The 13748-nt window shown below is 59.9% G+C and carries 14 protein-coding genes; 8 read left to right on the top strand and 6 right to left on the bottom strand.

Translation table 11 applies throughout. The features are described from left to right. Nucleotides 1-142: 142 nt before the first annotated feature. A complete protein-coding gene (glnL, locus tag ACOI8A_RS16910; RefSeq protein ID WP_420646841.1) occupies nt 143-1228 on the top strand; it encodes a nitrogen regulation protein NR(II) in 1086 nt (361 codons plus the stop codon). Continuing rightward, entirely contained in the window at nt 1225-2661 is a 1437-nt protein-coding gene (ntrC, locus tag ACOI8A_RS16915; protein ID WP_420651274.1) for a nitrogen regulation protein NR(I), read from the top strand. Before glnL ends, ntrC begins: the two co-directional genes overlap by 4 nt. A gap of 436 nt (nt 2662-3097) precedes the next feature. Here the strand turns inward: ntrC and ACOI8A_RS16920 are convergent, their stop codons facing one another. Continuing rightward, nucleotides 3098-3538, bottom strand: coding sequence for a hypothetical protein (locus ACOI8A_RS16920; protein ID WP_420646839.1), 441 nt, complete (start codon nt 3536-3538; stop codon nt 3098-3100). On the opposite strand from ACOI8A_RS16920, the gene ACOI8A_RS16925 reads away from it, so the two are divergent. Then, the gene (locus ACOI8A_RS16925) at nt 3537-3992 is read left to right on the top strand and encodes a tRNA (cytidine(34)-2'-O)-methyltransferase (protein ID WP_420646838.1); all 456 of its coding nucleotides are present in this window, start codon (nt 3537-3539) and stop codon (nt 3990-3992) included. The two genes, ACOI8A_RS16920 and ACOI8A_RS16925, sit on opposite strands and share 2 nt — an antisense overlap. 97 nt (nt 3993-4089) lie before the next feature. On the opposite strand, the gene secB is transcribed toward ACOI8A_RS16925, so the two are convergent. From secB to ACOI8A_RS16940, 3 genes are read right to left on the bottom strand one after another with little or no spacing between them, the layout of a single operon-like run. Continuing rightward, a complete protein-coding gene (secB, locus tag ACOI8A_RS16930) occupies nt 4090-4575 on the bottom strand; it encodes a protein-export chaperone SecB (protein ID WP_420646837.1) in 486 nt (161 codons plus the stop codon). A 60-nt stretch (nt 4576-4635) separates the two neighbouring features. Continuing rightward, nucleotides 4636-4890, bottom strand: a complete 255-nt coding sequence (gene grxC / locus ACOI8A_RS16935) for a glutaredoxin 3 (RefSeq protein WP_420646836.1) — start codon at nt 4888-4890, stop codon at nt 4636-4638. Nucleotide 4891: 1 nt separating this feature from the next. Next, complete coding sequence (locus ACOI8A_RS16940) at nt 4892-5305, bottom strand: rhodanese-like domain-containing protein (RefSeq protein WP_420646835.1); 414 nt, start codon at nt 5303-5305, stop codon at nt 4892-4894. 154 nt (nt 5306-5459) lie between these two features. On the opposite strand from ACOI8A_RS16940, the gene gpmI reads away from it, so the two are divergent. The 5 genes from gpmI (at nt 5460) to ACOI8A_RS16965 (ending at nt 12161) form a co-directional block, all read left to right on the top strand. Continuing rightward, nucleotides 5460-6989 carry a 2,3-bisphosphoglycerate-independent phosphoglycerate mutase gene (gpmI, locus tag ACOI8A_RS16945; protein ID WP_420646834.1) on the top strand — a complete coding sequence of 510 codons (1530 nt, stop codon included), beginning with the start codon at nt 5460-5462 and terminating at the stop codon, nt 6987-6989. A gap of 252 nt (nt 6990-7241) precedes the next feature. Then, nucleotides 7242-8546 (top strand): murein hydrolase activator EnvC family protein, encoded by a 1305-nt coding sequence (locus ACOI8A_RS16950; protein ID WP_420646833.1) that lies wholly within the window; start codon nt 7242-7244, stop codon nt 8544-8546. 31 nt (nt 8547-8577) lie between these two features. Further along, nucleotides 8578-9897: a S41 family peptidase gene (locus tag ACOI8A_RS16955; RefSeq protein ID WP_420646832.1), complete on the top strand. Its 1320-nt coding sequence runs from the start codon at nt 8578-8580 to the stop codon at nt 9895-9897. A 2-nt stretch (nt 9898-9899) separates the two neighbouring features. Then, nucleotides 9900-10676, top strand: a complete 777-nt coding sequence (locus ACOI8A_RS16960; protein WP_420651273.1) for a divergent polysaccharide deacetylase family protein — start codon at nt 9900-9902, stop codon at nt 10674-10676. A gap of 111 nt (nt 10677-10787) precedes the next feature. After that, nucleotides 10788-12161, top strand: a complete 1374-nt coding sequence (locus tag ACOI8A_RS16965; RefSeq protein ID WP_420651272.1) for a Vps62-related protein — start codon at nt 10788-10790, stop codon at nt 12159-12161. Here ACOI8A_RS16965 and ACOI8A_RS16970 read toward each other — a convergent pair. After that, entirely contained in the window at nt 12142-12897 is a 756-nt protein-coding gene (locus ACOI8A_RS16970; protein WP_420646829.1) for a substrate-binding periplasmic protein, read from the bottom strand. The genes ACOI8A_RS16965 and ACOI8A_RS16970 overlap by 20 nt on opposite strands. A 77-nt stretch (nt 12898-12974) precedes the next feature. After that, complete coding sequence (hisF, locus tag ACOI8A_RS16975; protein WP_121731627.1) at nt 12975-13745, bottom strand: imidazole glycerol phosphate synthase subunit HisF; 771 nt, start codon at nt 13743-13745, stop codon at nt 12975-12977. Nucleotides 13746-13748 lie beyond the last annotated feature (3 nt).

The following is a 13748-nucleotide window of genomic DNA, read 5'->3' on the forward strand; positions in this document are numbered from 1 at the left end:
GCTGGCCACCTGCCACGCAAACGAGCGTCAAACGCCCGTTTCAGTGGTCGAGCGCTTCTTTTCGGAGCCTTGGTTTGGTTTTTGCATTTTCCGTTTACCGACGCTTGTTTCCTGCGCACCCTCCGCTCCAAAAGAGGTCCTGATGACCATAAGCGACGCACTACACCGTTTGCTGCTCGACAACCTGACCACCGCCACCATCCTGCTCGATGCCGAACTGCGCCTCGAGTACATGAACCCGGCGGCGGAGATGCTGCTGGCCATCAGCGGTCAGCGCAGCCATGGCCAGTTCATCAGCGAGCTGTTCACTGAATCCACCGAGGCGCTCAACTCGCTCCGCCAGGCCGTGGAACAGGCGCACCCGTTCACCAAACGCGAAGCGATGCTCACCGCCCTGACCGGCCAGACCCTGACCGTGGATTACGCGGTGACGCCAATCCTCAGCAACGGCGCGACGCTGCTGCTGCTCGAAGTGCATCCGCGTGACCGCCTGCTGCGGATCACCAAGGAAGAGGCGCAGTTGTCGAAGCAGGAAACCAGCAAGATGCTGGTGCGCGGCCTCGCCCACGAAATCAAGAATCCACTCGGCGGCATCCGTGGCGCCGCGCAATTACTGGCCCGGCAACTACCGGAGGACAGCCTGCGTGATTACACCAACGTGATCATCGAGGAGGCTGACCGCCTGCGCAATCTGGTCGACCGCATGCTCGGTTCGAACAAGCTGCCCTCGCTGGCGCTGTGCAACGTACATGAAGTATTGGAGCGCGTTTGCCATCTGGTCGAGGCCGAGAGTCAGGGCTGCATCACCTTGGTGCGCGATTACGATCCGAGCATTCCCGACGTGTTGATCGACCGCGAGCAGATGATTCAGGCGGTGTTGAACATCGTGCGTAACGCGATGCAGGCCATCAGCAGCCAGAACGAGCTGCGCCTGGGTCGCATCAGCCTGCGCTCACGCGCCATGCGCCAGTTCACCATTGGCCATATCCGCCATCGTCTGGTGACCAAAATCGAGATCATCGACAACGGGCCGGGCATTCCGCCGGAACTGCAGGAAACCATTTTCTTTCCCATGGTCAGCGGCCGTCCGGACGGTACCGGGCTAGGCCTGGCCATTACCCAGAACATCATCAGTCAGCACCAGGGCCTGATCGAGTGTGAAAGCCATCCAGGCCACACCACCTTCTCGATCTTTCTGCCACTGGAACAAGGAGCCACATCGACATGAGCCGTAGTGAAACCGTGTGGATCGTCGATGACGACCGATCAATCCGTTGGGTGCTGGAAAAAGCCCTGCAACAAGAAGGCATGACCACCCAGAGCTTCGACAGCGCCGATGGCGTGATGAGCCGTCTCGCGCGCCAGCAACCGGACGTGATCATCTCCGACATCCGCATGCCGGGCGCCAGTGGCCTCGATCTGCTGGCGCGGATTCGCGAGCAGCACCCACGGTTGCCGGTCATCATCATGACCGCTCACTCGGATCTGGACAGCGCGGTCGCCTCCTATCAGGGCGGTGCGTTCGAGTACCTGCCAAAACCGTTCGACGTTGATGAAGCGGTATCGCTGGTCAAGCGCGCCAATCAACACGCGCAAGAACAGCAAGGCCTGGAAGTGGTGCCAGCCCTGACCCGTACCCCGGAAATCATCGGCGAAGCGCCGGCAATGCAGGAAGTGTTTCGCGCCATCGGTCGCTTGAGTCACTCCAACATCACCGTGCTGATCAACGGCGAATCCGGCACCGGTAAAGAACTGGTGGCTCACGCCCTGCACCGCCACAGCCCGCGTGCGGCCTCGCCTTTTATCGCGCTGAACATGGCGGCGATTCCGAAAGATCTGATGGAATCCGAGCTGTTCGGCCATGAGAAAGGCGCGTTTACCGGCGCGGCAAACCTGCGTCGCGGTCGCTTTGAACAGGCGGATGGCGGCACGCTGTTTCTCGATGAAATCGGCGACATGCCGGCGGATACTCAGACGCGCTTGCTACGGGTTTTGGCCGATGGCGAGTTTTATCGGGTGGGCGGGCATGTGCCGGTCAAGGTCGATGTGCGCATCATCGCCGCGACGCACCAGAATCTGGAAACCCTGGTACACGCCGGGAAATTCCGTGAGGACTTGTTCCATCGCCTCAACGTGATCCGTATCCACATCCCGCGCCTGTCGGATCGTCGTGAAGACATCCCGACCCTGGCCAGGCACTTCCTCAGCCGCGCCGCACAAGAACTCGCGGTGGAACCGAAGCTGCTGAAAAGCGAGACCGAGGAATACCTGAAAAACCTGCCCTGGCCGGGCAACGTGCGTCAGTTGGAGAACACCTGCCGCTGGATCACCGTGATGGCCTCCGGTCGCGAGGTACACGTCAGCGACCTGCCGCCGGAACTGCTGAACCTGCCGCAGGATTCGGCACCGGTGACCAACTGGGAGCAAGCATTGCGTCAGTGGGCTGATCAGGCTTTGGCGCGCGGGCAATCGAGCCTGCTCGACAGCGCGGTGCCGGCGTTTGAGCGGATCATGATCGAGACGGCGCTGAAGCATACAGCCGGGCGTCGGCGGGATGCGGCGGTGTTGCTGGGTTGGGGACGCAATACTCTGACGCGCAAGATCAAGGAATTGGGGATGAAGGTTGATGGTGGGGATGATGATGAGGGGGAAGAGGGTTAATCAGCCTTCAACCGACTCGCTCGCGATGTAGTAAGGGCCAGCGTGCACCATCGCAATGCGTTCTGACCCGCAATTGCGCACGGCACCCCTTGTTATTTCTGCAATTGGCCCGCAAAAAAACCGACGTAAAACACACGAAAGCCCCGAATCCCGGGGCTTTCGCATTTCAATCGAGCCATTTTGTTTCGCCATATTAAAACCTGGCACGCCCCCTGCAATAACTCAATCAGGTGATTCGATTCACCAACCGTTTCGGGGGCCTTGGTACAGGCAGGCCGGGGATTCCCCTCTTTACACCGGACTCAACGAGTCCACCCTTTTGGGGCCCTTGATACAGGCAGGTCAGGGGTTCCTTCTTTACACCGGCTCAGCCCGCATTGCGATGAGCCCGCCCGTTTTGGGAACCTTGGTACAGGCAGGCCGGGGATTCCCTCTTTTATTTATCGCGCAGACGGATCTCCAGCCGCCAGCGGTCGTCGAGCTGTTTGCCGACCCACTCGCCTTGCAGCGGCCGCGCGGCCACCAGCGTCAGCAACAAGCCCTTGTCACTCAATCGCGTCCGCCAGTTCACGTCCTTGCCGTCGAGCTTGAGCTGGCCTTTCTGCGCCTTGCCCTCCGCTTCGAACAACAACGCCACGCTGCCGTCGACGATCTCGCCGTGCAGCTTCGGTTCGTTGTTGAACCACACCAGCAAGCCACCATCGACCACTTCGACCTGTTGCAATACGCTCGGGTCAGGCGTGGTCAACCGGCCGATCATCAGCCCGACCATCACACCAACGATTGCCAGCGAAGCGATCACGCGCGGGAATAGTTTCGAACGCCGATCGGTTGGCGGCGTAGAATGCGCGTCATCTTTACCTGCGGAGCCGTGCATGTTTCACGTCATCCTTTTTCAACCAGAAATTCCGCCGAATACCGGCAACGTTATCAGGCTGTGCGCCAACAGCGGCTGCCACCTGCATTTGATCGAACCGCTGGGCTTCGACATGGACGACAAACGTCTGCGTCGCGCCGGCCTCGATTACCACGAGTATGCCACTCTCAAACGTCATGCCGATCTTGCCAGTTGCCTGGAAAGCCTCGGCCATCCACGGCTGTTCGCGTTCACCACCAAGGGCTCGCGGCCGTTTCATGATGCGGCGTTCGTGCCGGGCGATGCGTTTATCTTCGGCCCGGAAAGCCGTGGCTTGCCGCCGGAAGTGCTCGACGCCCTGCCGTCCGAACAGCGCCTGCGCCTGCCGATGCGTGAAGGCTGCCGCAGCTTGAATCTGTCGAACACCGTCGCCGTGGCCGTGTACGAAGCGTGGCGGCAGAACGACTTCAAATAATTTTCGCCTGACACAAACAATCGCGGGCAAGCCCGCTCCCACAGGTTTTGCACAATCCTGTGGGAGCGGGCTTGCCCGCGATTTTCAGCAGCGCCGTTTATTGAACGGTTGGCGTCTCGCCGCTTTCCTGCATGCGCTGCAGTTCTTGCGCGTACAGAGCGTCGAAGTTCACCGGAGCCAGCATCAGCGCCGGGAACGAGCCACGGGTGACCAGGCTGTCCAGCGTCTCGCGAGCATACGGGAACAGGATGTTCGGGCAGAACGCGCCCAGGGTGTGGCTCATCGAAGCCGCATCGAGGTTCTTGATCAGGAAGATACCGGCCTGTTGCACTTCAGCAATGAAGGCCACTTCTTCACCGTTTTTAACGGTAACCGACAGGGTCAGCACGACTTCGTAGAAATCGCCTTCCAGTTGCTTCTGGCGGGTATTCAGATCCAGACCGACCTGCGGGTCCCACTGCTGGCGGAAGATCGCCGGGCTTTTCGGGGCTTCGAAGGACAAGTCACGTACGTAGATGCGCTGCAAGGAGAATTGCGGTGCGGTTTCTTCTTCGCTGGCTGCAGTGTTCTGTTGGTCAGTCATCTCAGATCCTTTCTGATCTTGGGTCTTTTAGGGTTCTTGGTGTGCGGTCGAGTGTGCAGGTCAAGCCTTGAGCAGCGCGTCGAGCTTGCCTGCGCGCTCAAGGGCGAACAAGTCATCACAGCCGCCAACGTGCTTGTCGCCGATCCAGATCTGCGGCACAGAGGTGCGCCCGGCCTTCTGGGCCATGGCGGCACGCACCTGCGGCTTGCCATCGACCTTGATCTCTTCGAAGGCCACGCCTTTGTTCACGAGCAGATGCTTGGCTCGCGAGCAGTAAGGGCAGTAATCGCTGGAGTAGACGATGACTTGAGTCATTTCACTTCACCAGCGGCAGGTTGTCGCCTTTCCAGCTGGAGATCCCGCCGGACAGCTTGCCGGCGGTGAAGCCGGATTTCATCAGCTCGCGGGCGTGGGTGCCAGCGGTCTGGCCCAGGGCGTCGACCAGAATAATGGTCTTGGCCTTGTGCTTTTCCAGCTCAGCGACACGCGCGGCCAGTTTGTCTTGAGGAATATTGATCGCGCCAACGATGTGGCCAGCGGCGAAATCCTTGTTCGAACGGATGTCCACCACAATGCCTGCGTCCTTGTTGACCAGTGCGGTCAGTTCGCCGGTGCTCAGGCTTTTACCGCCGCCCTGCATCGTGTGCGCCAGCAGCAGTGCCAGCAGTACGACGAAGATACCGACAAGAATGTAGTGGTTAGTGGCAAATTCAATCAGGTGAGCAACCATCGAAGGAGGTTCCAGGGCGTTAAAATGTCGGCCAGTATACACAGCCACTATGGTCGGCCAAACCCCGTCCGGCGGTGACGCGGTCGGAACTTCGCTTTAAACTCCAACTCCCTTTTCCATCGCCCTCTTTTTAACTCAGCCACGAGTGGATTCCATGACTACCACGCCTAAACCTTTGGTCCTGATCATCCTCGACGGCTTCGGTCACAGCGACAGCCCTGAATCCAACGCCGTATTTGCAGCGAAGAAGCCTGTGCTGGATCGCCTGACGGCCAATCAGCCGAACGGCTTGATCTCAGGCAGTGGCATGGACGTCGGCCTGCCGGACGGCCAGATGGGCAACTCGGAAGTTGGCCACATGAACCTTGGCGCCGGGCGCGTGGTGTATCAGGACTTCACCCGCGTGACCAAATCGATCCGCGACGGCGAGTTCTTCGAGAACCCGACCATTTGCGCCGCTGTGGATAAAGCCGTGGCCGCCGGCAAAGCCGTGCACTTCATGGGCCTGCTGTCGGACGGCGGCGTGCACAGCCACCAGGATCATCTGGTCGCCATGGCTGAGCTGGCGTTCAAGCGCGGTGCTGAAAAAATCTACCTGCACGCCTTCCTCGACGGTCGCGACACCCCGCCGAAAAGCGCGCAGTCGTCGATCGAACTGCTCGACGCGACCTTCCAGGCACTCGGCAAGGGCCGCATCGCCAGCATCGTCGGGCGTTATTTCGCCATGGATCGCGATAACCGCTGGGATCGCGTCTCCCAGGCCTACAACCTGATCGTCGATGGCAACGGCGAATTCAACGCCGCCACCGCTCAGGAAGGTCTGGAAGCGGCTTACGCCCGTGGCGAGAGCGACGAGTTCGTCAAAGCCACCAGCATCGGTGAGCCAGTCAAGGTCGAAGACGGCGACGCCGTGGTGTTCATGAACTTCCGCGCCGACCGTGCCCGCGAGCTGACTCGCGTATTCGTCGAAGACGATTTCAACGAGTTCCAACGCGCGCGCCAGCCAAAACTGGCCGGTTTCGTCATGCTTACCCAATACGCCGCCAGCATTCCTGCGCCTTCGGCCTTCGCCGCCGGCAGCCTGGAAAACGTGCTCGGCGACTATCTGGCGAAAAACGGCAAAACCCAGCTGCGCATCGCCGAAACCGAAAAATATGCTCACGTGACCTTCTTCTTCTCCGGTGGCCGTGAAGAACCGTTCCCGGGTGAAGAACGCATTCTGATCCCGTCGCCAAAAGTCGCTACTTATGACTTGCAGCCGGAAATGAGCGCGCCTGAAGTCACCGACCGTATCGTCGATGCCATCGAGCATCAGCGTTACGACGTGATCGTGGTCAACTACGCCAACGGCGACATGGTCGGCCACAGCGGCGTGTTTGACGCTGCGGTGAAGGCTGTTGAATGCCTGGACCTGTGCGTTGGCCGTATCGTCGAGGCGCTGGAAAAGGTCGGCGGCGAAGCGCTGATCACCGCCGACCACGGCAACGTCGAGCAAATGGCCGATGAATCCACCGGTCAAGCGCACACCGCACACACCACCGAGCCGGTGCCGTTCATCTATGTCGGCAAGCGTGACTTGAAAGTACGTGAAGGCGGCGTGCTGGCAGACGTGGCGCCGACCATGCTCAAGCTGCTGGGCATGGAAAAGCCGGCGGAAATGACTGGCACCTCGATTCTGGTGTAATTGAACAGCCGCAACACCGCGAAACCCTGTGGGAGCTGGCTTGCCAGCGATAGCAATCTGACAGCCAACATCTATGTTGAATGTGCAGACACCATCGCTGGCAAGCCAGCTCCCACAGTGGTTTATAGAGTTTTCAAAATGGAATTTGACCTGTCACCTGCCCCAGTTATCACACAACCCCAATTGGGCGTTTTTTTTGCCGCGTCGGGCGGGCATACTAGGCCGTCTCTTACCCTGGTGCCGCCCGCCTCTATGCTTCGCCTCCTGATCGCCCTTGCTCTGACATGCCTGCTCCAACCGGCCTTCGCTGACGAGCGCGCGCAAACCCAACAACAGTTGGACGCCACGCGTCAGGACATCGCCGAGCTGAAAAAACTGCTGGGCAAGCTCCAGGAAGAAAAATCCGGGGTGCAGAAAGACCTCAAGGGCACCGAAACCGAGATGGGCAAGCTCGAGAAACAGGTCGATGCCCTGCAAAAAGAGCTGAAGAAAAGCGAATCCGAGCTGCAGCGACTCGATGCGGAGAAAAAAAAACTCCAGAGCGCGCGCACTGAACAGCAACGACTGATCGCCATCCAGGCCCGTGCGGCCTATCAGAACGGCCGGCAGGAATACCTCAAGCTGCTGCTCAACCAGCAGAACCCCGAGAAATTCGCCCGCACCCTGACCTATTACGACTACCTGAGCCAGGCTCGCCTGGAGCAGTTGAAAAACTTCAATGAAACCCTGCGCCAACTGGCCAATGTCGAAAAAGACATCGGCTTGCAGCAAGCGCAGTTGCTGTCACAGAAAAGCGACCTCGACACCCAGCGCGACGCACTCGACAAGGTGCGCAAAGAGCGCCAGCAAGTGCTGGCCAAGCTCAACGACGACGTGAAGGCCCGCGATCAGAAACTCGCCGCCCGCGAGCAGGATCAGGCAGACCTGTCTAAAGTCCTTAAAACCATTGAGGAAACCCTGGCTCGCCAGGCTCGTGAGGCAGAAGAAGCGCGGCAGAAAGCGCTCATTGCCCAGCAGGAAGCCGAAAAAAAGCGTTTACGTGAGGCCCAGGCTGAGGCGGACGCCAAATCCGACACCAGCGACGCCCCACGCAAACCCGCCAGACCGACACCCGGCGCACTGGTTTCCAGCAGCGGCGAGACCTTCGGTGGCGCATTTTCGGCAACTCGGGGAAAACTTCCCTGGCCGGTTGATGGTCGACTGCTGGCACGCTTCGGCGAAACCCGTGGCGACGATGTGCGCACCAAATGGGACGGCGTGATGATCAGCGCCTCCGCCGGCAGTCAGGTGCATGCCGTACACGGCGGGCGCGTGGTGTTTGCCGATTGGCTGCGTGGCGCCGGCTTGCTGGTGATCCTCGACCACGGCAACGGGTTTCTAAGTCTTTATGGTCACAACCAGACGCTGCTCAAGTCGGCCGGTGACGTAGTAAAAGCCGGTGAGTCCATCTCCACTGTCGGCAACAGCGGCGGACAGGACACACCAGCACTGTATTTCGCAATTCGTCAGCAGGGTCACCCGAGTGATCCGGCGCAATGGTGTCGTGCGCAAGGATAAGCGCACCATCTAATTCAGGAGTTCGTTCGACATGCTGCATTTGTCCCGCCTTACCTCGCTGGCCCTGACGATCGCTCTGGTGATCGGCGCGCCTCTGGCGTTTGCCGCTCAACCGGCTCCGGCCGTCGCTCCGGCAGGCACGGCCGCGACCTCCAAGGCGCCATTGCCGCTGGAAGAGTTGCGCACCTTTGCCGAGGTCATGGACCGGATCAAGGCTGCGTATGTCGAGCCGGTAGACGACAAGACCCTGCTGGAAAACGCCATCAAGGGCATGCTCAGCAACCTCGATCCGCATTCGGCCTACCTCGGCCCGGAAGACTTCGCTGAATTGCAGGAAAGCACCAGCGGCGAATTCGGCGGTCTGGGCATCGAAGTCGGCGCTGAAGACGGCTTTATCAAAGTCGTGTCGCCAATCGACGACACGCCGGCGTCGAAGGCCGGGATTCAGGCCGGCGACTTCATCGTCAAGATCAACGGCGCGCCAACCCGCGGCCAGACCATGACCGAAGCCGTGGACAAGATGCGCGGCAAGATCGGCCAGAAGATCACCCTGACCCTGGTTCGCGACGGCGGCACGCCATTCGACGTGACCCTGGCGCGCGCAGTGATTCAAGTGAAGAGCGTCAAGGCGCAACTCCTGGAGTCGGGCTACGGCCTGATCCGCATCACTCAGTTCCAGGTCAAGACCGGCGAAGAAGTTTCCAAGGCCCTGGCCAAGCTGCGCAAGGACAACGGCAAAAAGCTCAAAGGCGTGATCCTCGATCTGCGCAATAACCCGGGCGGCGTGCTGCAAGCAGCGGTGGAAGTGGTCGACCACTTCATCACCAAAGGCCTGATCGTCTACACCAAGGGCCGGATCGCCAACTCCGAACTGCGCTTCTCCGCCACCGGCAAAGACGAAAGCGAAGCGGTGCCGATGGTTGTGCTGATCAACGGTGGCAGCGCCTCGGCCTCGGAAATCGTCGCCGGTGCCTTGCAGGATCAGAAACGCGCCGTAGTGATGGGTACCACCAGTTTCGGCAAAGGCTCGGTACAAACCGTGCTGCCGCTGAACAACGACCGCGCGCTGAAGATCACCACCGCGTTGTACTTCACGCCGAACGGCCGCTCGATTCAGGCCCAGGGCATCGTGCCGGACATCGAAGTGCGCAAGGCCAAGATCACCAGCGAGCAGGACGGCGAATACTTCAAGGAAGCCGATCTGCAAGGTCACCTCGGCAATGGCAACGGCGGCGCGGACAAACCGACCGGTTCCGGCGCCAAGCCGAAGGCCATGCCGCAGGATGACGATTACCAGTTGGCTCAGGCCCTGAGCCTGCTCAAAGGCTTGAGCATCACCTCCGGCCGTTGAGGATGGGTCTGCGCTTCACGCTCGCCCTGTTGTGCCTGCTGACAGGTTTTGCTCACGCAGAACCTGTCGGCTCCAAGCCTCACAAGGTCTACCTGAGCCTGATCATTGATGATCTGGGGCAAAGCCTGCCCCGCGATCGTCGCGTGCTCGCCCTGCCCGGCCCGGTGACGGCGGCGATCATGCCTGACACCCCGCACGCCACTGAGTTTGCCCGCGAGGCCCATCGCGCCGGCAAGATCGTGATTCTGCACATGCCCATGGATCCGGCCACCGGCCCGTTCGCCTGGCACCCTGAATTGCCTATCGAAGAACTGCAAAAACGCCTCGACGCCGCATTCAAAATGGTCCCGTACACCGCTGGCATCAACAACCATATGGGCAGTCGCATGACTGCGCAGCCGGTGGCCATGGCCTGGTTGATGGCTGAGTTGCAGCGTCGCCACAAGTTTTTTGTCGACAGCCGCACCAGCGCCCAGACCGTTGCAGCGCAGCAGGCGCAGAAGATCGATCTGGCGAGCGTTTCGCGCGACGTGTTTCTCGATGACGAGCGCACCGAAGCGGCAATTTTCAATCAGTTGCAGACCGCGATCAGCCTCGCTCGCAAGCAGGGATCGGCGGTGATGATAGGTCATCCGTATCCGCAGACTCTGGCGGTGCTGGAGCGCGAACTGCCAAAGTTGAAAGCGCAAGGCATCGAGTGGATCGACATCAAACAGATGATCAGCGTGCGCAGCAATCGCGCCACGGCTGCGCATGGCAAAGACGGAACCTATCGGTAACAAACCGACACACGCCTATAAATAGTTACCGCCCCACGCCTCAGGTAATTCCAGATATTGAGACCTGCAACAGGTCGCGACCGTGAGTCGCTTTCACTATCAGGAATGACCATGAACAATGAGAACACGCAAACAACGGCCGACAGGCCAATGCAGTCGATCACGGTTGATAACCTGCTGATCAACTTCACGACCGAGTTCCAGCGGGTCTGGACCTGCAACAGTTCCACTGCAAAACCTTGCGCCTTCTGGCGCCCGACCCCCGCCCCTGATTTGCTGCCGGGGTACTTCCCGCTTGGCGACGTCGCCATCTCCGGCGACGGCAATATCAATGGCGGCAGGATCGTGGCGGTTGTCTGCGAGGGACCGGCGGCGAGCGCCGATGCACAGCGGGGCAAAGCACTCAGTCCGCCCGAGGACTTTGAGCAGGTCTGGAGCGATACAGGCTCGAATCCCGCCGGTGGTACGTTGTGGCTACCACTGGCTCAGGAAGGTTATGTAGCACTGGGTCTGGTGTGCTCCATCAACGACGAAAAGCCTTCATTGAATGCAGTCCGCTGCGTGCGTGAAGACCTCGTAACCGCGGCCAGCGTTGGCGCTTTGATCTGGGATGACCAAGGCAGTCGCGCTAATCAGGGTTTCAGCGTCTGGAGCGTAGATCCTCCGCTTGCCGAGGCAGGCGAGATCAACTTCGCGCCAGGAACTTTCGTCAGCTCCAATAACCACGACCGACCAGTCACCGATGTCGAAGTGTATTCACTGCGAATGCAGATCCCGGTAGAGATCAATCCGGGGCCGGAACTTCCGATACTGTCTGGCTTTGCAGCGCCCGAAGCGCATGAACCGACGCAGCCGACTCAAGTAGCCAAACTGCCCTGGTTCGCGGTCGAAGACCACGGTCAGCCGCCCGCACAACGCCTGCGAGAATCGCCGTATTACTATCTGCAAAGGACGGATCGTTATGTGCTCATCGGCTCGAGCCATAACCAGGGGGACAAAAACAGCCTGGTCACATGGACCTTGCGCCGAGTGAAGAGTCGCCGGGACATGCGGTTGTTCACGCGCATCAGCGCTGTGCAGATCCCGAATGCATGGCCACTCCCGGGGTCGGACGTTGAACGACCGATAAAATTCTCGGCCAAATTGAGCGAAGAATTCACCCACACCCAAACTTCAATCAGTGGATGGACAACTCCGGACATCGGGGCAGTTGCCGCCAACGTCGCAAAAAACACGATGATGGCGCTGTATCAGCTGCAAAGTAACTACGACTTGTGGCGGGAAAACCGTACAGAAACAGCTATCAACTTCATGTACTCCGATAGCAAGAGCCTGTGCTGGCTGCAATATCCACCTGAAGACGCGACTGAGGGCCTGGCGACGCCGACGCCTGTGGCAGAGCTGCCTCAGTTGCCCGAACTGCCAGAAGTGCCAGAAGTGCCCGAGCTATCGGAGGTGCCGGATATTACAAATACCGCGCCATGATGTCGTCGACCACGCCTTCCTTGCGCAGTTGATCAAGCGCAGCCTGTAGCTTGGCGACCACCTCGTCCGGCACGTCTTTATTCAGCGCCAGATAGAGTTCGGCGCTGTTGAAGCGCAGCACGGTTTTCAGCCCGGTGACTCCGTCCTGGCGCGCCAGATAGCGCCCGGCCGGGTCGCCGGTAGCCCACAGGTCAATCTGGCCATTGATGAGTTTTTTCGCGTTGTCCTGATCGCGCAAAACGACGACGGGCTTGAGACCCTGCTTGCTCAGGGTCTCGGCAATCGCGTCGCCCTTGTACGCGCCGATCTTGTACTTGCGCGCATCATTGAGGGTTTCGAGGGTGATTTTGCTGTCGGGTTTGGCCAGCAGGATCCAGTCATCCGGGCCGATCGGGCCAACCCATTTGAAGAGCTTTTCGCGATCCGGCAGCCGTGCCATGACGAATGCGCCGTAGCCGGGATTTTCCAGGGCGAGTTTGTAGACACGCTCCCATGGGAATCGCAGGGTCAGGCTGTAAGTGAGTTCGGCGCGCTTGAACATCTCGCGGACGATGTCCGTGGCGATGCCATTGATGTTCTCGTCCTGAGCGAAATTCTTGCCGTTCTTCGCCATGTTGTATGGCGGGAAGTTTTCGGTGAGGAGCACCAGATCGGTGTCGGGACTGTCCCCGGCATGGGCCGTGTTGAGCAACAACACAGAAGCACTGACGAGGGCGAGAAGCAGGCGTTTGATCATGTCGGGCTACCGAAATCCATGGCGTGCCCAAGAGTGCCTTGGGTACGCCATGCTGTCCACTGGCCTGTACGGAATGTTTAGCGCATCACGATGCCGCGATGGGCCATGTACGCCTTGGCTTCCTGCACGGTGTATTCGCCGAAGTGGAAGATACTTGCCGCCAACACTGCGCTGGCGTGGCCTTCAATGATGCCGTCGGCCAGATGCTGCAAGTTGCCGACACCGCCGGAGGCGATCACCGGGATGCCCAGCGCATCACTGATCGCGCGGGTTACGCCGAGGTCGAAACCGTTTTTCATGCCGTCCTGATCCATGCTGGTCAGCAGGATCTCACCGGCACCGAGGCCTTCCATTTTCTTCGCCCACTCGACCGCATCGAGCCCGGTCGGCTTGCGCCCGCCGTGGGTGAAGATTTCCCAGCGCGGGGTTTCGCCCGGCAGTGAAACCTTCTTCGCGTCGATGGCGACGACAATGCATTGCGAGCCGAAATGCTGCGCCGCTTCGCCGACGAATTCCGGGTTGAATACGGCGGCGGTGTTGATCGAAACCTTGTCCGCGCCGGCATTCAGCAGGTTGCGGATATCCTGCACGGTGCGTACGCCGCCGCCGACAGTCAGCGGAATGAACACCTGACTGGCCATGCGTTCGACGGTATGCAGCGTGGTATCGCGGCCATCGACGCTGGCGGTGATGTCGAGAAAGGTAATCTCGTCAGCACCCTGCTCGTCATAACGACGGGCGATTTCCACCGGGTCACCGGCATCGCGGATGTTCTCGAACTTCACACCCTTGACGACCCGGCCGTTGTCCACGTCCAGGCAAGGGATGATGCGTTTGGCCAGCGCCATGGT

It is taken from the genome of Pseudomonas sp. P4795 (genome assembly GCF_048822895.1).
Taxonomy (GTDB): Bacteria; Pseudomonadota; Gammaproteobacteria; order Pseudomonadales; family Pseudomonadaceae; genus Aquipseudomonas.

Excerpts from the sequence above, each read along its gene's own strand:
- glnL (WP_420646841.1), top strand. The coding sequence starts at position 143 with ATGACCATAAGCGACGCACTACACCGTTTGCTGCTCGACAACCTGACC.
- ntrC (WP_420651274.1), top strand. The coding sequence starts at position 1,225 with ATGAGCCGTAGTGAAACCGTGTGGATCGTCGATGACGACCGATCAATC.
- ACOI8A_RS16925 (WP_420646838.1), top strand. The coding sequence starts at position 3,537 with ATGTTTCACGTCATCCTTTTTCAACCAGAAATTCCGCCGAATACCGGC.
- ACOI8A_RS16920 (WP_420646839.1), bottom strand. The coding sequence starts at position 3,538 with ATGCACGGCTCCGCAGGTAAAGATGACGCGCATTCTACGCCGCCAACC.
- secB (WP_420646837.1), bottom strand. The coding sequence starts at position 4,575 with ATGACTGACCAACAGAACACTGCAGCCAGCGAAGAAGAAACCGCACCG.
- grxC (WP_420646836.1), bottom strand. The coding sequence starts at position 4,890 with ATGACTCAAGTCATCGTCTACTCCAGCGATTACTGCCCTTACTGCTCG.
- ACOI8A_RS16940 (WP_420646835.1), bottom strand. The coding sequence starts at position 5,305 with ATGGTTGCTCACCTGATTGAATTTGCCACTAACCACTACATTCTTGTC.
- gpmI (WP_420646834.1), top strand. The coding sequence starts at position 5,460 with ATGACTACCACGCCTAAACCTTTGGTCCTGATCATCCTCGACGGCTTC.
- ACOI8A_RS16950 (WP_420646833.1), top strand. The coding sequence starts at position 7,242 with ATGCTTCGCCTCCTGATCGCCCTTGCTCTGACATGCCTGCTCCAACCG.
- ACOI8A_RS16955 (WP_420646832.1), top strand. The coding sequence starts at position 8,578 with ATGCTGCATTTGTCCCGCCTTACCTCGCTGGCCCTGACGATCGCTCTG.
- ACOI8A_RS16960 (WP_420651273.1), top strand. The coding sequence starts at position 9,900 with ATGGGTCTGCGCTTCACGCTCGCCCTGTTGTGCCTGCTGACAGGTTTT.
- ACOI8A_RS16965 (WP_420651272.1), top strand. The coding sequence starts at position 10,788 with ATGAACAATGAGAACACGCAAACAACGGCCGACAGGCCAATGCAGTCG.
- ACOI8A_RS16970 (WP_420646829.1), bottom strand. The coding sequence starts at position 12,897 with ATGATCAAACGCCTGCTTCTCGCCCTCGTCAGTGCTTCTGTGTTGTTG.
- hisF (WP_121731627.1), bottom strand. The coding sequence starts at position 13,745 with ATGGCGCTGGCCAAACGCATCATCCCTTGCCTGGACGTGGACAACGGC.